Below are 18,230 nucleotides of genomic sequence, written 5' to 3'. Positions count from 1 at the left end.
TTGACCTAAGGCTGTAAACGGCGCAAATGACTAAAAGGGTTAAAGTATCAAAATATTTTACAAACCACTCTTAAATGAGAATCAAACAGCCTCCAAGCACACTATTTATACAAAACAAAGTATTTTCAATCGTTTTTGCAATCAAGCTCACACTGCGTCTTGTATCAGGTCACTAAAATAGAAGCTTGTTACTCGCCTCGCTATGGGACCCACTCGTGTCACACTCAGCTCATTTGTTTTCCCTAAGAATCGCCCACGCACTCACAGAAGCTTGCGTGAAGGATAAGTATTCGTTTAAACGTTTTGGGCAAGATCTTCTTGCAGGTCTCACTGTCGGCATTATTGCCATTCCGTTAGCAATGGCATTAGCCATTGCCAGTGGAGTTGCACCTCAATACGGTTTATACACTGCGATTGTCGGCGGTTTTATTATCGCCATATCTGGCGGCTCACGTTATAGCGTGTCAGGCCCGACAGCGGCATTCGTAGTATTGCTCTATCCGATAGCCCAACAGTTTGGTTTAGCAGGATTATTAATCGCAACTGTGATGTCCGGAATGATACTCGTCGGCATGGCAATGCTGCGACTTGGCCGATTAATTTTGTATATCCCTGAATCCGTCACCTTAGGCTTTACCGCGGGGATAGGTGTCGTCATCGCGACCTTGCAGCTCAAAGATTTTTTCGGACTCGAGATAGCCCAGATGCCAGAGCAATATCTGGCTAAGTTGATGACATTAGCTCAAGCGCTACCCTCGGTGCATTTACCTAGCCTACTGGTAGCATCCGCGACCTTAGCGACTATGCTACTTTGGCCAAAACTCAAAACACCCGTGCCAGCGCACCTTCCAGCTATTATACTCGGCACTATGTTCGCCTTGGTTCTCAATGCTATGGGTGCAGATATAGAAACCATAGGAACCCGTTTTCACTATCAACTGAGTGATGGCACCACAGGCATGGGAATTCCTGCCGTATTACCCAGTTTCGAATGGCCTTGGCTGCAAGCTGGCGCGAATGGCCAAGCCTTTCAGTTTAATCTCGCGACCTTTCAAGCCTTATTACCTGCCGCCTTTGCCATTGCCATGTTAGGTGCAATTGAATCGCTACTGTGTGCAGTGGTGCTCGATGGTATGACAGGTAAACGTCACAGTGCCAACAGTGAATTACTAGGCCAAGGTATAGGTAATATCATCACGCCGTTTTTTGGCGGTATTCCGGCCACTGCAGCAATTGCCCGTAGCGCGGCAAACGTCAAAGCGGGCGCTCAGAGCCCGATAGCGGCCATGATCCACGCCATAGTAGTCTTAATTGGTTTAGTCGCCTTAGCGGGCGTATTAGCTTATTTGCCCATGTCAGCCATGGCAGCCCTGCTACTTGTTGTGGCTTGGAACATGAGTGAAGCCCACAAGGCACTACATTTAATTAAAACTGCGCCCACCAGCGATATCATGGTTTTTGTCAGTTGTTTTTCATTAACAGTTATTTTCGACATGGTGATCGCCATCAGTGTGGGAATTATCCTTGCTGCCTTGCTGTTTATGAAAGAAATTGCCGAGATGACAAAGCTTTACGATATCAGCACCAACAAGCGTTATGTGGATCAAGAGCTACCTGCCGATTGGGCTGTCCTTAAAATTAACGGGCCGCTATTCTTCGCTGCTGCTGACCGCATTTTCTCCGAAATCGCGAGTCTCACCGAAGATAAACAAGTGATAGTGCTTTATCTCGATGGAGTATCTATTCTGGATGCGGGAGGATTAGCCGCACTGACGAAGCTGATTGAAAAATGCAAAGCGAATAAGACTAAGCTCATTATCGCCGATCTGCAGTTCCAGCCCATCCGAACACTGGCGAGAGCGAAGATCCAGCCAATTGAAGGTGTATTGAAGTTTTACTCGACCCTACGTGAGGCAATGACAGAAGCGCCAGTTATCACTCAGCAAACTGAAATCACTGCGGAGAAGCAGACACAGTAAACCAGTAGCACGATCTCAGGGCTTAATGTTGCTGACTTATCTCAAAGGCCAACCTCAGTGTTGGTCTTTTTTATTGCTCCATCACCTCACCTATTCATCGCCGCGAAAGACGTTTTTTCACACGCAAAAACGGGCAGAAATCGCTAGGATCATGGTATTATTCAGCGCCATGATGCTAGCTACCGATGACGGCTAGACAAGCATCAACTGTACCTAGACCTGAAACAAGGTCAAAATATAATTAAAATTAGTGAGTTAAGGAGTTATCATGCAAGCCCTTGTTGCTGTTGTTATGGGTTCTAAAAGTGATTGGCCCACGATGGAAGCCGCCGCTGAGATAATGGATAAACTGCAAGTGCCTTATCATGTTGAAGTGGTTTCCGCCCATAGAACGCCAGATAAACTCATGGAGTTTGCAGCCTCTGCCGCCGAACGTGGTTTTAAAATCATCATTGGTGGCGCCGGTGGTGCAGCGCACTTACCCGGTATGATCGCCTCTAAAACTCGCTTACCCGTATTAGGTGTACCAGTCCAAAGTAAAGCCCTGTCAGGTATGGATAGCTTATTATCTATCGTTCAAATGCCAAAAGGCATCGCCGTCGGCACCTTAGCCATAGGTACAGCGGGCGCATTCAATGCGGGATTATTGGCCTGCCAAATCCTTGCGAATAACGATGCAGAATTAGCGGCTCGTGTTGACGCTTTCAGAGAAGAACAGACCCGTGCGGTACTGGACAATCCAGACCCGAGGGAAGTCTAATGACCCAGACAAACACTAAACCTAAGGTTTGGGTATTAGGTAATGGTCAGCTGGGCGCCATGTTGACCCACGCTGGTGAGCCATTAGCGATTGAAGTTAACGCCGTCGATATCATGACGCCTACGGATGACATTCTGCCACTCGCGCCCCACGACATTATTACCGCCGAGCGCGAACAGTGGCCAGAGTCCGCCCTGAGTTTACAACTCAGCTCACACCCCCATTTTGTTAATGGTCCGGTATTTAGCCGTTTAGCCGACCGTTTTAGCCAAAAGAGTCTACTCGACCAGCTCAGCGTTCCCACGGCGCCTTGGACCTTAGTCGACGATAACACCCAAGTCGATACCCTGTATCAGCACTATGGTCCTAGAGTCTTGATGAAACGCCGTACTGGGGGTTATGACGGTAAAGGTCAACATTGGCTAAAAGAAGCCGAAGCGGGTGATATTCCAAACGATTGGCGTAACCTTGCGATTGCTGAGCAAGCGATTAATTTTGATGAAGAAGTATCATTGGTTGGCGTGCGTACTCGCGAAGGCGAATGCGTGTTTTATCCGCTGACGCTGAACTTACATCAGGACGGCATTTTAATGGCGTCGATTTCGCCACTGGCACGCTTAAGCCCTTTGCAAGCCCAAGCCGAAACTATGCTCAGCGCTATTATGCACGAACTTGAATACGTTGGCGTAATGGCGATGGAATGCTTCCGTGTTGGCGATGAGCTACTGGTGAATGAGCTGGCGCCGCGAGTGCACAACTCTGGCCATTGGACCCAAGCCGGAACCCATATGGATCAATTCCAGCTGCATCTTAGAGCACTTTGCGGAATTGCGATCCCACAGCCACAAGTGAATTTTCAGTGTGTTATGGTCAACCTTATCGGTATCGATAATGACCCTCGCTGGTTAAGTTTGCCCAATGCTGAGTTGTACTGGTACAACAAAGAAGTTCGCCCGGGTCGTAAAGTCGGACATTTAAACCTATCAGTGCCAAATCAAACTGTGCTCAACCAGAGCATAGCCGCACTGCAAACTTGGATGCCAATCCAATACCAAGCACCATTAGCTTGGATATTGGCCGAATACGCAGAAAATTCGCGTTAATTCAGTATTTAGTACCAAAATCACTGATATGAAATTGTCCACAGTTTCATATCAGTTTATATTTCAATTTTCGTTATATACTTAACTGAACTCAGTGTGAATACGTTAGTGATGTATAGCATTCAATGATTACTAGCAATGACACAGATAAAGGAATAGTCGAGTGAAATTAAGGGATAATTTCAAACGTAAGACCATAGATCGCTTAGATTATCGCTATCATCTGCTACTGCTTATAGTGCCGATATGTCTATTCATCCTGCTGTTTATCTTTAATGCACCCACAGAAAATTGGACTATCCTGCCCTTACTGTTTGTTTGCATCATTTATATTTTTGCCTACAGCCTAATTTACTATTTGCATCAGGGTCGTTTAACTCGACTATGGCAGCATTTAGAGCAAGTCGTCACCATCAACGATGCCATCTATGAACTCGCCCATCTCTCGAGCCATTATAAAAATGAGCATGCCTTTCTGGACGCCTTACTCAATAAAGCCGTGTACGTGATTAATGGTGCCGAAATGGGCAGCATCATTAAAATCAACGAGGTGAATAATAAACTGTATTTTGAATCTGTCGTGGGGCTCGATTTAGCAAAGCTCAGACAACTGGATTTTACCTTAGAGCAAACTTTTGAATATCGACTCACTGAAGGGAGATGCGATCAAGTAGTGGTCATCAATGATATGAAGAATATCAATGCGGCTAGCACCTTAACGGAAGATGATCAAAAAGTGTTACTCTCAGTGTCGAAGCAGCCGATACGCTCAACCCTGTCTAGCCCTATTCGTATTGATGGCAAACTGTATGCCATGCTCAATCTCGATAGCAGTAGCCTTGGCGCCTTTAGCGATTACGACCGCAATCTTGTCTCTATCCTAACTCACGAAGCTAGCAATGCCATTGCGCTCTATCAGAAGTCACTGCAGATCACTAAACTCGCCAATTTTGATCCATTAACAGGACTTTATAATCGAAAGAATTTTGAAGATGAACTGCACCATTGGCAGCACAAACCTCACTTAGGCAGTTTTTTAATTATTATCGATATGGACAATCTCAAGTCCATTAATGATGCCTATGGGCACCAGATGGGTGATGTTGCCATCAAGCGAACGGCCACTGCCATGCTCACCTATTGGCAAAACAAAGGCATTATTTCCCGTTTTGGTGGCGATGAGTTTGTCGCTTTATGCCATGGGCCGTTAGCTCAAATTGAACAGGACTTAGATGATATGCGCAAAACCTTGAATCAAGGTTCAGAGCTTAGCCTAGGTTTTAGTTTTGGTATTGCCCCCTTCGAAGCCGATTGGTATCAATCCTTTAAGACTGCAGATCATGCTATGTATGAGCAAAAGCGTGCGAAGAAAAAAGCCATTCAGGCATTAGAAACCTTCGCAGTGAAAGCGCAATAAATCAATTGAAGTCAGTTGCTGCAGCCGATGTCAAAAGGCTAATATCAACAATCAGTAAGCGTCGGAGTTGAATATCTGAGTTTAAGATTTGAGTTTACTATCTCGATTAGCTATCTCGATTAAATATCTAAATTGAACACCGACAGTCAGCCATTCTCACTTAAGTGGCTGACAATGATATAAAAACGTAATCCTAACCAAAAAATAAACGCCACAGCCAAGATGAATCTAAATCTTCTTGGCAGGTTTTATATTGAGCCGCGTAGCGTTTCGACCTCGCATCCACCTTGTTCGCCACTTTCACTAACCACGCCTTAGATTTATAACTGCCACGGCGATAACCGCCCCAGCCTTCGTGATAATTAAGATACTGCGCCCGCGCATCCCATTTAGATACGCCATTTATCTTATGGGTTTTGCTAATAAACCAGCCCATAAAATCCAAGGCATCATCGAAATCACTGCGGCTCGACCAACTGTTTCCCGTCTCACGCACATAATCATCCCACGTCATGGTCTTAGCCTGCGCATAACCATAGGCATCGCTGGCACGGCCAATAGGGATAAAACCTAAAAAGTATTCCATCGGTGGCGCGGCGTTGTGCTTGAATGAACTCTCTTGATACATCATAGCTAACGGCACATGCACTGGCACACCCCATTTATCACGGACATCTTTAGCGGCATCGTACCAATCTCGGTGTTCTTGAAATATCTCACACAAATTTTCGGGAGACTTAGGCGGAGATGTCGCACAACCTGACAAGATGCCGAGACTTGCGCAGAGTAAGATAGCGGAGGATTTATTCATTAATATCATGTTCTTTGGAGAGTTAGCTCGCGCCATGATGTCATAGACTCAGGCTGAGGCAAGCATAAAAAGCCTTTTTTGCGCTTAGAAGATCTCAACGCTAGGGGCTAAATCAATATGACTTAAATCGTATGTTGCTGGCTTACCACTTGAACTTAACACTTTGGCTATTTCGTTTCGGGACTCAGCTCAAACTGACACTCATGATCTTCTTGCTGCCACACGCCGGGTTCCCAATACGCAGTGTCTTTACCCATATAGCGCTTATCGGTGTGAAATAACGCACCGATATGATAACGCTGATGACTTTCAACATTGAGCTTGAATACTTTGGGTGTCCGCGCGGCAAGCGTGACTGACAAACTTGGATCATCGATCAGCTCCGCAACGGTAAATTCATATTCGCCAGGCGCTAACTGATAATTAGGCTTAGAAACGACTGCCTGCCCGTTTAAATGGGTCACCACAACTCGATACCAGTGAGTACTGGCATCGGGCTGCAAATAACCCGACACAGTACCACAGCCCAGTGGGTCTTCAGGTGACGCGGCGCAGCCAGATAACAAGGCACTGAACACAATCAAAGCTGCGCGGGCACGTAGGCCAGTGAAAGAGAATAACCCCTCTTTCACGGCTTCACTCCAAAGTAATCTTCCAGATAATCATCGAATGAAACTGCACTCTGCGCCGCCTCTAGTTCAGCTTGCTTGTTAAGCGAACTGGATGCTTCAGCTTGATACTGCGCTATGGTCTCGCTCGACAAGGGATAATCGATAAAGTATTGGTAGTATTGCTGCGCTAACGTCATTACCCACTGACCATGATCTTGGCCCTTGTTGATCACGTTTTGAAGTACTTGTCCCGACAGGGTTAAATTCGGATCTTCAGCCGCTTTGCGCCAATGGGCCAAAGCCACTTGATAATCCGTCCCCTCACCATCAAGCAATACTGCCAAAGGTTGCAAGGCATCAAACAACTCTTCTAACCAAGATTTAAGCGAACGTGAACCGTCTGCGGTTAATAACTCAAGCCCAGGTTTACGGCCTTCAAGCACCACAGCTTTAAGATTTGCGCTTAATCTCGCCTCTTCGCTCGCCTCAGACTTAGGCGACTGCGTTAATAAACAATAGAGTAGGAATAAATCAAGGAAACGCACTTGTGTCGCCTCAATGCCAACTGGGCTAAATGGATTAACATCCAGCGCTCTCACTTCAATGTATTCCACCCCAGCACGGGCCAAAGCTTCAGACGGTTTCTCGCCACTACGTGTGACCCGTTTCGCACGGATTGGCGAGTAGAACTCGTTTTCAATCTGCAATACATTGGCATTAAGTTGACGATACTCACCATCGACTTTAACGCCGATATTAGCAAAGTTTGCTGAAGGCATTTTAGTGGCAGCATTCACGCCAGCCAGATACTCAGGCAAAGAGTTATAGCTGATATTTAGATCTTCTTGCTCTTTGTTGGTGTAGCCTAAATCACTCATACGCAACGAAGTGGCATAGGGCAGATACAGAGTTCCGTGGCCCGTTTTTTCAAACTTGAGGTCGGTTTTTTGATCTTTAATAAAGGAGCTACATAACGCTGGCGAGGCACCAAATAAATAAGGTAGTACCCACACTAAACGGCGATAGTTACGGATCAAGCCGAAATAGGATTCTGAAATAAAATCATCGTAAGTTAACTCTTTATCACTTAACTCATACAGACTTTGCCATAATTCTTGCGATACCGAAAAGTTAAAGTGCACCCCAGAGATGATCTGCATCAGGGCGCCATAACGATAGGTTAACCCCTTACGATACAAGGTTTTCATCATGCCAGTATTCGATGAGCCATAGCGGGCAACGGGGATCTGTTGCTCATCTTTCACATAGCAAGGCATGCTCACGGGCCACAAACGCTGACCATTTAAGTGGCGCACGCTGAAGGCATGAGTCTCAGTTAACCCTGTGAGAAGTTGCTCAACATTGTGATTTACTGGCGTAATAAACTCGAGCAAGGCTTCACTGTAATCCGTCGTAATACGTGAATGCATTAACGCCGAGCCTAAGGCTTCGGGATGCGAGTCTGTAGCGAGATAACCAAACTCATCAATCCGCAACGCCTCACGTTCTATGCCACGTAACATACCCAAGAGTGCTGTGCGCCCATTGGCGTCCGAGAGATGTTGTACTAATTCATTGAATGACTTCAATTTGCGCTTCTCTAATTGGTGATTCGCTATCGCGACAAGGTTAACAGTCAGACCTTTATTTTGAGGCTTATCTTGCAAAATATGCCTCAAAATAAATCTAAACCTGTCTGTGGGGCAAGCCAAATTCACACCTTGTATGATTAAAAGCAGACGGTGACAGCTAATGCTGTCACCGTCTTTCGATGTAAATCCGGTAAATATAGGGCAAATAGTCGTTAACTAATACACCTGTCTATCTACCTATATAAGGGCGAAATACTAATTTACAATACTAAAGTTTCAATTGGATAGCCCAATACCGCTAAATCCGCTTCAATTGTAGCTTTATCTCCCACCACCAGAATCACCATTTTATTGATATCTAGCTCGGAAGCCGCGAGGGCATTGAGTTCATCTTTTGTTACAGTATTAATGATCTTGTCCTGTTGAGTCGTAAAATCTTGACTCAATTGGTAACGTTGGATCATCCGCATAAAGCCCGCTTTTTGATACGGTGTTTCATAATCAAGGGCTTGCCCTTGAGAGACTGAATTACGCATAAAGGCAAGTTCAGCATCTGTCATGCCCTGCTGCTGATAAGCACTGATTTCTTTTACAAACTCAATGAGTGCTTTCGCCGTCACGTCACTGCGAACGTTACTTGATGCGACAAAATCGCCCACTTCAGCACCGCCTGTAAAACGAGTGCGAGCACCATAGGTATAACCTTTATCCTCACGTAAATTTAGGTTGATACGGCTATTGAATGCGCCGCCTAACGGATAATTCATCAGATAGGATTTAAAATAATCGCCTGTGGCATCGTAGGGTAATGCGCGCTTGGCAATATTGATTACCGATTGCGCCGCACCAGGTTTATCAATCAGATAAATTGTGCCGCCTTTTAATGCAGGGAGTGGCTTAAGTGGCGGTATCACAGCTGCTTCTCCTTTCCACTGGTTTAATCCCGCTAATTTAGGCAGCAATGCAGATTCAGATAAATTAGCAACAGTGACAATTTTAGCGTTGCCGCCTTGATACTGCTGGGCATAAAATGCTTTTACATCGGCTAACGTAAGCGCCGCGACAGAATCGAGCGTGCCGAGATCATTCACACCTAACGCATTGTCTTTACCGTATAACAAAGACGACAACGCCGTATCAGCCAGATAGCTAGGATCAGACTGCATATGCTGGATCTGTTGTAATTGCTGTTGTTTCACTCGCGCAAAGTCAGCTTCGCTGAACGCTGGCTGAAACAGCTTTTCTTCCATAATCGCCAGCGTCTCATCTAAATGTGCTGTCAGAGCCGATACTTTGATCGAACTTTGATATTCAGACGCACTAAAGTCGACACTACTACCTAGCATTTCTAAGGCTTGTGATAGTGCTTCACTGCTGCGCTTCTGGCTCGATTCATTAAGCATTTCCGCAGTCAGCGTTGCTAAGCCTGCTTTTTCGACGGGTATGAGTCTGTGGCCACCATTGAGATAAACAATTAACTCAACTGTTGGTGTTTCAGTACTTTGAGTGCCCATGACTTCGATGCCATTGGCTAAGGTTTTTGTCCAAATTTTAGGTACTTTTAGCATAGGTGCAACGCCAGATGCAGGCATCTTAGTCCGATCAAAACTTGAAACAAGTTCAGGCTTGGGCAAATCCCCCTCTACCGCAGAGTGTGCAATCGGCAACGTTGCAGGCGTGAAGTTATCCGCATGGGCAATAAGTGACGTCATTCCCTGCGGCACCACACTCATAACCACCATAGGTTTATCTTTAATGTATTGCTTAAACACGCGCATCACATCGTCTTTGGTCACATTGGCATAACGATTCAGATCTGAGGCAATCATGTTCGGATTGCCCGACAGCGTTTGGTTCATCGCTAAAGTCGACACTTTGCCAGAAACACTCTGCAGGCTATAAATAGTATCAGCCTCAAACTGTACTTTGACTTTTTGCAGATCGTCATCGGTAACGCCACGTTGCTCAAACTCCTTAATCGAGTCGAGAATACGTTGCTCCAGATCCGCCAGTTTGCCGCCCTTTTCAGGATTGGCTAAAGCATAAATCGACATCTGACACGCAAGCTCTTGACAAGGATGACTCACATTAGCCTGCACCGCATAACCGTCCTTCACCAAGTTTTTATATAATAAGGATGTTTTACCACCACCTAAAATATTGGCTAACAGATCGAGCGCGGCCTCATCTGAATGTCTAGCGTATACGGTTGGAAAACCAATACGGATCAAAGGCAAGTGCACTTGATCTTCCATGGAGATGTAACGCGTTTTATCTAAGTTAACCAGCGCCTTTTGCTCTAATGAGACTTCAGGACCGCGGGGGATTTCACCAAAATATTTATTGACCCAGGCTAAGGTTTGCATTTCATCGAAATCGCCACCTATGGTCAAGGTCGCATTGTTAGGGCCATACCAACGTTGGAAAAAGTGTTTAACATCGTCAACCGTGGCGCGATTAAGATCGTCCGGCCAGCCAATTACAGGCCAAGAATAAGGATGACCGACAGGATACATAGCTTGGCTAAAACGCTCACTCATGCGGCCATAGGGCTGATTATCGATACGTTGTGCACGCTCGTTTTTGACGGTTTCGCGCTGCACTTCGAATTTTTCACTAGTGAGTGCGGGCAACAAAAAGCCCATACGGTCCGACTCAAGCCACAACATTTTTTCTAATTGATTGTTGGGTACTGTCTCAAAGTAATTGGTTCTGTCGGTATTGGTCGTGCCATTTAGGGTACCACCGGCTTCAGTAACCACTTCAAAATGCTGTTCATCGGCAACATGCTGCGAGCCTTGGAACATCATGTGTTCAAATAAATGCGCAAATCCCGAACGCCCAGCTAATTCACGGGCAGAGCCCACATGATAAGTGACGTCGACATGCACTAAGGGATCGGAATCATCTTGATGTAAAATAACCGTTAACCCATTGGCTAATTGGTACTTTTTGTAGGGGATCCCTACTTGCGAATCGGCCAATTGCACATTTTCGATAAGTTTAACGCCTGTGGGCAAGTTCGCCGTAGTCGTTTCAGATGCACAACCCGCAAGTGCGGCAGAAATTGCGACCGCTAATATCCATTTCTTCAAAACATTCCCCTCATACATCAATGGGCCAAAAATACAGCTTCATAATCATAGTGCTGCGTTTAGTCATAGTGCGCTTAAATGATTAAGCATTGGGATTTATGACTCGCAAAATTAACACTAAGTTCCTATCTATACAGTCTATACAGTCTATACAGTAAATTCAGTCTAAACGGAAAAACACTCCACACCCTTGACCATTAAATGCATCCTAGCGCCATCATGCCATCCATTGCAGCACGGCAGCGGCAACAATTAAGTAACGAATTGTTTTACCGATTAAAATCATCACCAAAGAAGGTATTAGCGGTAGCCTCAACCAACCCGCCAATAAACAGAGGATATCGCCGACAACCGGTGCCCATGAGAGTAACAACGCCCACACGCCGTAGCGTTCAATCAAGGCGAGCCCCTTTGCGTGTTTACCTGTCGCTAACGCTTCTGGTGATTTTGCGAGGCGACCTAAGCGGCCTAAATAGAAACTGGTCATCGCGCCCAAGGTGTTACCAATACTGGCCACCACGACCAGCGCAACCCAAGCCTCTGGGGTATTGTTTAATAACGCCACGAGTAAGACTTCAGATCCCCCCGGTAACAAAGTGGCCGCTAAAAAAGCGCCGGAGAACATAATACCTAACTCAGTCATAATGGCTTACTCAATGATAAATCTCTCTTTTTGTATTCAATGTGATGAGGTTTGCCATGGGTTAATTGAATGTTTCAGTTAATCTTTTTACAACAAACTCACTTATCACAATAAGTTATAAGAAAAACGGTTTGTTATAACCCTAGCTCTGTCGATACAATAGGTTAACTATGGCAGGCAATAACCATGCGCATGACTGAGAGCGCGTTAACATCACGCTCAACTCGTTAAATACGAATCCTATCATCGCAGGCCTATTGGCTCACTCTTAATTTATTTTTCTGGAATATGCATGATCCTTCAAACCATTAGCCGCATTCCGTTTTGGCAAAAAGTCTTAGCAGGCTTTATCTTAGGTGCGCTCGTTGGCGTTATTTTAGGTGAAAGCGCCACAGTGCTAAAACCATTAGGTGATCTGTTCATTGGGGCCATTAAGATGTTGGTCGCGCCTTTGGTATTTTGTGCCATTGTCGTGAGTATCACATCGCTCAACTCGCAAACCAGTCTGAAACGCCTGAGCTTGAAAACTTTGGGTATGTTCATGCTGACAGGCACAATCGCCTCTCTGATCGGCTTAGCTGTGGGCTCAATGATCGACATGGGTGGCACCATGCAACTCACAACGACTGAAGTGCGCGAGCGTAATATTCCCTGTTTCGCACAAGTGTTGCTCGACATGATCCCTGTCAATCCTTTTGCTTCACTCGCTGAAGGCAAGGTACTGCAAATTATCGTGTTTGCAGCTTTGGTAGGTATCGCTATCAATAAAGTCGGCGAGAAAGCAGAGCCATTAAAACGCACCATTGAAGCAGGTGCTGAAGTCATGTTCCAACTGACTCGCATGGTCTTAAAACTCACTCCTATCGGTGTGTTTGGTTTAATGGCATGGGTTGTGGGTGAATATGGTTTATCGACTCTACTGCCTTTAGGTAAGTTTATCGGGGCTATCTACATTGCCGCCTTTATCCACATCATCTTTGTTTACGGTGGCTTAGTGAAATTTGTCGGTGGTTTAAGCCCACTGCAATTTTTCCGCAAAGCTATGCCAGCGCAGTTAGTCGCCTTTAGTACTTCTTCAAGTTTCGGTACTTTACCTGCGAGTACACGTGCAGTCGAAACCATGGGCGTATCAAAGCGTTATAGCGCCTTTGTGATGCCATTAGGTGCGACCATGAACATGGACGGCTGTGGGGGTATTTATCCTGCGATTGCCGCTATCTTCATCGCGCAGATTTACAATATTCCGCTCGATACACTGGACTATGTGATGATCGCCGTGACTGCGACAGTGGCTTCTGTTGGTACCGCTGGCGTACCAGGAAGTGCGATGGTGATGTTAACTGTCACCTTAGGTGTGATTGGTCTGCCACTTGAAGGCATTGCCTTTATCGCCGCGATTGACCGTATTATCGATATGATCCGCACAGCAACTAACGTAACGGGCGATATGATGACTGCTGTTGTGATTGGTAAGTCCGAAAATGAACTCGATGAAGTACAGTTCTATTCGAATGACAATCAAGACATTACACCTGTGAGTTCGTAGCAATAACAATACTGTATAAACAGTATTAAGCTAAATCATCAGTACCATTGACCACAGTAAGAGACCGCTTCGGCGGTCTCTTTTATTATCCTGCAAACAGTCTTTAATCTATTGGCTTTAGAGACCACAATCGACTTCGACAGTCTCTATTAACTGCAAAATAGGTTACTCAAATAAGATCAAGCTGTTAGACTCTAAAACCACTCTAACTCACACTTTAGCAGAACAGACAATGACGAGACTCTTCCTTATCCCGCTGATCCTATGTTTGTTTTGGGCGTTATTTTTAAAAGCCAACAAACTCACACTAAAACAAGGCCGACGAGGTTTTATCTACATTATCGGTATAGGTGGCGGACTGATTTTAATCCTTATGGCATTACTCTGGTTAACGGCTTAGGTTAATACCAAGGATTATTTTCTAAATTAGTGACTTAACAAAAAGCCAACTCAATACTGAGTTGGCCTTAGTAATAAAACAGCGTTAACGACTAGAATAAATTCGAAGATAAACCCGCTAAATTTACCCACTCAGTTAACCCAATCTGCCATCACCCCAGCACGGCAAGTAAAATCCCCGCAGCCACAGCAGAACCTAGCACTCCCGCCACATTGGGTCCCATGGCGTGCATCAACAAGAAGTTATGTTGATTGGCCTCTAATCCAACTTTGTTCACGACTCGCGCTGCCATAGGCACAGCCGACACCCCTGCCGCACCAATCAACGGATTAATCTTACCACCCGACAACTTACACATCAGTTTTGCCATCAATACTCCTGCAGCAGTACCAATGCCAAATGCTAAAGCTCCCAATACCAAAATCCCTAAGGTTTCCAGTCGCAGGAATTGGTCGGCTGATAACTTAGAACCGACAGCTAACCCTAAGAAAATCGTAACTATATTGATAAGCTCGTTCTGCGCCGTTTTCGATAATCTATCCACCACGCCCGATTCACGCATCAAGTTACCAAGGCAAAACATGCCCACTAACGGCGTGGCAGCAGGTAAAAAGAGGATCGTTAATCCCAGCACCATCAAAGGGAAAATGATCTTTTCCTTCTTGCTGACTTCGCGCAGCTGCTCCATTTTAATTTCGCGCTCAGCTTGGGTTGTCAGTAAGCGCATGATCGGCGGTTGAATAATCGGGACTAGTGCCATGTAGGAATAGGCCGCGACCGCAATCGCACCTAATAACTCAGGCGCCAGTTTTGAGGCAAGGAAAATCGCCGTTGGTCCATCGGCACCGCCAATAATCGCAATGGCCGCCGCATCCTTCATGGTGAACTCAAATCCCGGCACTAAGTTCAGCGCGATTGCGCCAATCAGTGTCGCAAAAATCCCAAACTGCGCAGCAGCCCCTAATAACAGAGTTTTAGGATTCGCAATCAAGGCGCTAAAGTCGGTCAACGCGCCGACACCCATAAAGATCAATAGCGGAAACACCCCAGTCTCAATCCCCACATGATAGGCGTAATACAGCATGCCACCTTCTTCGGTAAATCCCGCATGGGGAATGTTCGCCAGCACTGCACCAAAACCAATGGGCAACAATAGCAAAGGCTCAAAACCACGTACGATGGCGAGATACAAGAGCAAAGCGCCCACTGCCATCATCAACACTTGCCCGCCAGTAAAGTGAGCGATTCCCGTCTCGGCCCAAAAAGCTATTAAACCTTCCATAATGACTCCTACGCCAAGGCCAGTAATTGAGAACCCACAGACACTGAGTCACCTTCTTTCACCCAAATCTTAGCGATAATGCCATCGCCCTGTGCACGAATTTCAGTTTCCATCTTCATCGCCTCAAGGATGATCACGACATCGCCTTCACACACTCTATCGCCAGGAGAAACATGCACTTTGAAGATATTGCCCGACAAAGGCGCGCTCATTTCAAGCCTGATTTCACCATGGCTTGTTGCTGGTGTTGTACTCTCTGTCACAGCTTGCACAGCATGAACACTTTGGCCCTGTGGCTGGATTTGCGAGATCTCACCGCCTGTGGCGACTTCAACTACGTACTCTTGCCCTTCGACAGTTACCGTGTAGGTTTCAGGACCACGATCCGCAGCATTAGTAGTAAGTGCCGAAGTCAGCTCAGGTTTAGGCTCAAAGGCGCTCGGATCGTCACGATTCTTTAAGAACTGCAATCCTATCTGTGGGAAGAGTGCATATGTCAGCACATCATCGTCATGCTCTGACGATAGGCGAATGCCTTGTTCCTGTGCTTTATCAGCTAACTCAAGCCGTAATTTAGCCAGCTCTGGCGTTAATAAATCAGCAGGGCGACATGTAATGGCTTCGGCTCCTTGTAAGACTCTCGCTTGCAATGCGGCATTGACTGGCGCAGGTGTCGTGCCATATTCGCCCTTAAGCACGCCTTCAGTCTCTTTAGTCAGTGACTTATAACGCTCACCCATTAGCACATTGATTACCGCCTGCGAGCCGACAATCTGCGATGTAGGTGTCACTAAGGGCAAAAAACCTAAGTCAGCACGCACGCGGGGAATTTCTTCCAAGACCAAGTCCATCTTATCGGCCGCGCCTTGTTCCTTAAGTTGGCTCTCCATATTGGTCAGCATGCCACCAGGCACTTGTGCACGTAAGATCCGCGAATCAATGCCTTTCAGCGCGCCTTCAAACTTAGCGTACTTCTTGCGTACTTCACGGAAATAAGCGGCAATCTCCTCAAGCAATACCATATCGTAACCAGTCGCACGCTCAGTATCTTCCACCATAGCGATAACGGTTTCAGTAGCAGTATGTCCATAGGTTTGGCTCATCGACGAAATTGCCGTATCGAGCACATCGATACCCGCTTCAATGGCTTTCTGATAAGTGGCGGTACTTAATCCTGTCGTCGCATGACAATGCATAGATAACACGAGTTGCGTTTGGGATTTTAGTCGACTGATAAGCTCAAACGCTTCCATAGGCTTAAGTAAGCCCGCCATATCTTTGATACACAAAGAATCACATCCCATATCTTCGAGACGTTTTGCCATATCAACCCAAGTCTCTATGGTATGCACTGGACTTGTGGTGTATGAGATAGTCCCCTGCGCATGGCCACCAACTTGGCGCACCGCTTTCACCGCAGTTTCGAGATTACGAACATCATTCATTGCGTCAAAAATACGAAATACATCGACGCCATTGGTATGGGCACGCTCAACAAAACGCATGACTAAATCATCGGCATAATGGCGATAGCCCAATAAGTTTTGGCCACGCAGCAGCATTTGCTGCGGCGTATTTGGCATGGCCTTTTTCAACTCACGAATTCTGTCCCAGGGATCTTCACCAAGATAACGAATACAGGCATCAAAAGTCGCCCCGCCCCAAGATTCCAATGACCAGAAACCGATCTTATCGAGTAACGGCGTTATAGGTAACATGTCATCAATGCGTAAGCGCGTCGCTAAAATGGATTGATGTGCGTCCCGCAATACGACATCAGTTAAAAATAATGGCTTAGCCACTGCTGTCGTAGAATTAGATACAAAAGTCATACTGCTCCCCATTACTTAATCTTTGAACGATACTGCTTTACCGCTAGTGAAATCGCAGCGACCAAGCTTGGATCTAAAGGTTTAGCATCAGATTGCGCTACCCTCTGCTGACTCTTAGCATGATTTTTAGCAAAACGTGCAGATGCAGCATCGACTGCACACCAACGCGCAACCAAATGAATCCCAAGGATTAGTACACTTAAAAATAAATAAACTAAGCCCATCCCCAAAAACATAATGCCAACGGCATCCAATAAAGATTGCGTTACATCCTCCATAGCCCCCTACCCCTTACTCTCTAGATCCCTATCAACAGCGCGATTGCCCAAAAATCATCGCTATCGCATTACAAGTTCAAAATTCATCAAATGAACTGCTCATAAACTATGGTTCTTCCGTAAACAGACACATAGCAATCACCAATCAGAAAAAAATCGAATAAAAAATCACATTTTAAAGCTAACTAATCACACAAAAAGAAAGCCAGCCAAACTCAACCTGCTAAGAATATAACCAATTGATAACAAAAAAACCATATCAGTGTAAATTGGTCTTACCAACATTAAGTGAATCCACAGGCGACAAGTTATTAATCCTCATAAATCGAGCGATTAATTCAATATTCCATAATGAAACAAGCATAATGTTGGATTTAAGCTGAAGTGATGTCTTAGGCTAAAAAATGATTCCTAAATTGCAAACAACGAGCATAGGAATAAACCAAGTGAAAAAATATGCAAATTTAACAATCCAAGTCACTGCTATTTGATTCTGAGAGAAGATAAAAAGGAATGTCGTTCTGAAGGCATTGATTGAAGAAGAGGAATGGGTTCAATCTAGACAAATTAAATCATCCATTTTGACAACTTAAGTATCCGCCTTGGTATCAACTCCGAGAAGTGCCCGACAATACGATCTGTGTCTCGAACAGTTACCTTGAGAGATACGTAACAGTATTACCTCAGAAAACCTTAGCCTCTTAGTTATGCGCAGGATTAAGCAATAGAACTAGGGCAAGAACGAAATGAGGAAGCCTAAGGGCGACAAGGAACTCAGTAATTGAAATGGCAAGTAAGTTGGTGAGTTGGTGAGTTGGTGAGTTGGTGAGTTGGTGAGTTGGTGAGTTGGTGAGTTGGTGAGTTGGTGAGTTGGTGAGTTG

The 18,230-nt window shown here is 45.6% G+C and carries 15 protein-coding genes; 6 read left to right on the top strand and 9 right to left on the bottom strand.

The annotated features are described in order from the left end of the window. Positions 1 to 215 precede the first annotated feature (215 nt). The 4 genes from dauA to GWI56_RS20350 all read left to right on the top strand — a co-directional run bounded on the left by dauA (position 216) and on the right by GWI56_RS20350 (position 5,259). Positions 216 to 1,979, top strand: coding sequence for a C4-dicarboxylic acid transporter DauA (gene dauA / locus GWI56_RS20365; RefSeq protein WP_198573906.1), 1,764 nt, complete (start codon positions 216 to 218; stop codon positions 1,977 to 1,979). 268 nt (positions 1,980 to 2,247) lie between these two features. Continuing rightward, entirely contained in the window at positions 2,248 to 2,739 is a 492-nt protein-coding gene (purE, locus tag GWI56_RS20360) for a 5-(carboxyamino)imidazole ribonucleotide mutase (protein ID WP_028760937.1), read from the top strand. Then, positions 2,739 to 3,842: a 5-(carboxyamino)imidazole ribonucleotide synthase gene (gene purK, locus GWI56_RS20355; RefSeq protein WP_113941630.1), complete on the top strand. Its 1,104-nt coding sequence runs from the start codon at positions 2,739 to 2,741 to the stop codon at positions 3,840 to 3,842. The genes purE and purK overlap by 1 nt, the downstream gene beginning before the upstream one ends. A gap of 163 nt (positions 3,843 to 4,005) precedes the next feature. Continuing rightward, positions 4,006 to 5,259 carry a sensor domain-containing diguanylate cyclase gene (locus tag GWI56_RS20350; protein WP_106649726.1) on the top strand — a complete coding sequence of 418 codons (1,254 nt, stop codon included), beginning with the start codon at positions 4,006 to 4,008 and terminating at the stop codon, positions 5,257 to 5,259. A gap of 193 nt (positions 5,260 to 5,452) precedes the next feature. Here the strand turns inward: GWI56_RS20350 and GWI56_RS20345 are convergent, their stop codons facing one another. The 5 genes from GWI56_RS20345 to GWI56_RS20325 all read right to left on the bottom strand — a co-directional run bounded on the left by GWI56_RS20345 (position 5,453) and on the right by GWI56_RS20325 (position 12,011). Beyond that, complete coding sequence (locus GWI56_RS20345; RefSeq protein ID WP_081729062.1) at positions 5,453 to 6,070, bottom strand: hypothetical protein; 618 nt, start codon at positions 6,068 to 6,070, stop codon at positions 5,453 to 5,455. Between the two features lie 167 nt (positions 6,071 to 6,237). Beyond that, positions 6,238 to 6,702, bottom strand: coding sequence for a hypothetical protein (locus GWI56_RS20340; protein ID WP_168823560.1), 465 nt, complete (start codon positions 6,700 to 6,702; stop codon positions 6,238 to 6,240). Beyond that, the gene (gene gshA / locus GWI56_RS20335; protein ID WP_168823561.1) at positions 6,699 to 8,348 is read right to left on the bottom strand and encodes a glutamate--cysteine ligase; all 1,650 of its coding nucleotides are present in this window, start codon (positions 8,346 to 8,348) and stop codon (positions 6,699 to 6,701) included. Before gshA ends, GWI56_RS20340 begins: the two co-directional genes overlap by 4 nt. Positions 8,349 to 8,533: 185 nt before the next feature. Beyond that, entirely contained in the window at positions 8,534 to 11,386 is a 2,853-nt protein-coding gene (locus GWI56_RS20330) for a pitrilysin family protein (protein WP_198573905.1), read from the bottom strand. A 199-nt stretch (positions 11,387 to 11,585) separates the two neighbouring features. Continuing rightward, positions 11,586 to 12,011: a YqaA family protein gene (locus GWI56_RS20325; protein ID WP_198573904.1), complete on the bottom strand. Its 426-nt coding sequence runs from the start codon at positions 12,009 to 12,011 to the stop codon at positions 11,586 to 11,588. Between the two features lie 292 nt (positions 12,012 to 12,303). On the opposite strand from GWI56_RS20325, the gene GWI56_RS20320 reads away from it, so the two are divergent. Both GWI56_RS20320 and GWI56_RS20315 read left to right on the top strand, forming a co-directional pair. After that, positions 12,304 to 13,557, top strand: coding sequence for a dicarboxylate/amino acid:cation symporter (locus GWI56_RS20320; protein ID WP_198573903.1), 1,254 nt, complete (start codon positions 12,304 to 12,306; stop codon positions 13,555 to 13,557). A 232-nt stretch (positions 13,558 to 13,789) separates the two neighbouring features. Then, complete coding sequence (locus tag GWI56_RS20315; protein ID WP_168823570.1) at positions 13,790 to 13,957, top strand: hypothetical protein; 168 nt, start codon at positions 13,790 to 13,792, stop codon at positions 13,955 to 13,957. 151 nt (positions 13,958 to 14,108) lie between these two features. On the opposite strand, the gene GWI56_RS20310 is transcribed toward GWI56_RS20315, so the two are convergent. The 4 genes from GWI56_RS20310 to GWI56_RS21640 form a co-directional block, all read right to left on the bottom strand. Next, positions 14,109 to 15,239 (bottom strand): sodium ion-translocating decarboxylase subunit beta, encoded by a 1,131-nt coding sequence (locus GWI56_RS20310; protein ID WP_168823572.1) that lies wholly within the window; start codon positions 15,237 to 15,239, stop codon positions 14,109 to 14,111. Between the two features lie 8 nt (positions 15,240 to 15,247). Beyond that, the gene (oadA, locus tag GWI56_RS20305) at positions 15,248 to 17,071 is read right to left on the bottom strand and encodes a sodium-extruding oxaloacetate decarboxylase subunit alpha (RefSeq protein WP_198573902.1); all 1,824 of its coding nucleotides are present in this window, start codon (positions 17,069 to 17,071) and stop codon (positions 15,248 to 15,250) included. 11 nt (positions 17,072 to 17,082) lie between these two features. After that, positions 17,083 to 17,349: an OadG family transporter subunit gene (locus GWI56_RS20300; RefSeq protein ID WP_198573901.1), complete on the bottom strand. Its 267-nt coding sequence runs from the start codon at positions 17,347 to 17,349 to the stop codon at positions 17,083 to 17,085. Between the two features lie 701 nt (positions 17,350 to 18,050). Next, positions 18,051 to 18,230, bottom strand: a 180-nt coding sequence (locus GWI56_RS21640; protein WP_206766165.1) for a hypothetical protein, incomplete at its 5' end; no start/stop codon positions are given.

The organism is Shewanella sp. DW31 (genome assembly GCF_015767295.1).
GTDB lineage: Bacteria > Pseudomonadota > Gammaproteobacteria > Enterobacterales > Shewanellaceae > Shewanella > Shewanella oncorhynchi.
Note: the sequence above shows the minus strand (reverse complement) of the source record. Positions and strands in the feature narration are given on the sequence as shown.

What these genes read in the sequence shown, in the direction of transcription:
- purE (WP_028760937.1), top strand. Translation starts at nt 2,248, where the DNA reads ATGCAAGCCCTTGTTGCTGTTGTTATGGGTTCTAAAAGTGATTGGCCC.
- purK (WP_113941630.1), top strand. Translation starts at nt 2,739, where the DNA reads ATGACCCAGACAAACACTAAACCTAAGGTTTGGGTATTAGGTAATGGT.
- GWI56_RS20345 (WP_081729062.1), bottom strand. Translation starts at nt 6,070, where the DNA reads ATGAATAAATCCTCCGCTATCTTACTCTGCGCAAGTCTCGGCATCTTG.
- GWI56_RS20330 (WP_198573905.1), bottom strand. Translation starts at nt 11,386, where the DNA reads ATGTATGAGGGGAATGTTTTGAAGAAATGGATATTAGCGGTCGCAATT.
- GWI56_RS20325 (WP_198573904.1), bottom strand. Translation starts at nt 12,011, where the DNA reads ATGACTGAGTTAGGTATTATGTTCTCCGGCGCTTTTTTAGCGGCCACT.
- GWI56_RS20320 (WP_198573903.1), top strand. Translation starts at nt 12,304, where the DNA reads ATGATCCTTCAAACCATTAGCCGCATTCCGTTTTGGCAAAAAGTCTTA.
- GWI56_RS20315 (WP_168823570.1), top strand. Translation starts at nt 13,790, where the DNA reads ATGACGAGACTCTTCCTTATCCCGCTGATCCTATGTTTGTTTTGGGCG.
- GWI56_RS20310 (WP_168823572.1), bottom strand. Translation starts at nt 15,239, where the DNA reads ATGGAAGGTTTAATAGCTTTTTGGGCCGAGACGGGAATCGCTCACTTT.
- oadA (WP_198573902.1), bottom strand. Translation starts at nt 17,071, where the DNA reads ATGACTTTTGTATCTAATTCTACGACAGCAGTGGCTAAGCCATTATTT.
- GWI56_RS20300 (WP_198573901.1), bottom strand. Translation starts at nt 17,349, where the DNA reads ATGGAGGATGTAACGCAATCTTTATTGGATGCCGTTGGCATTATGTTT.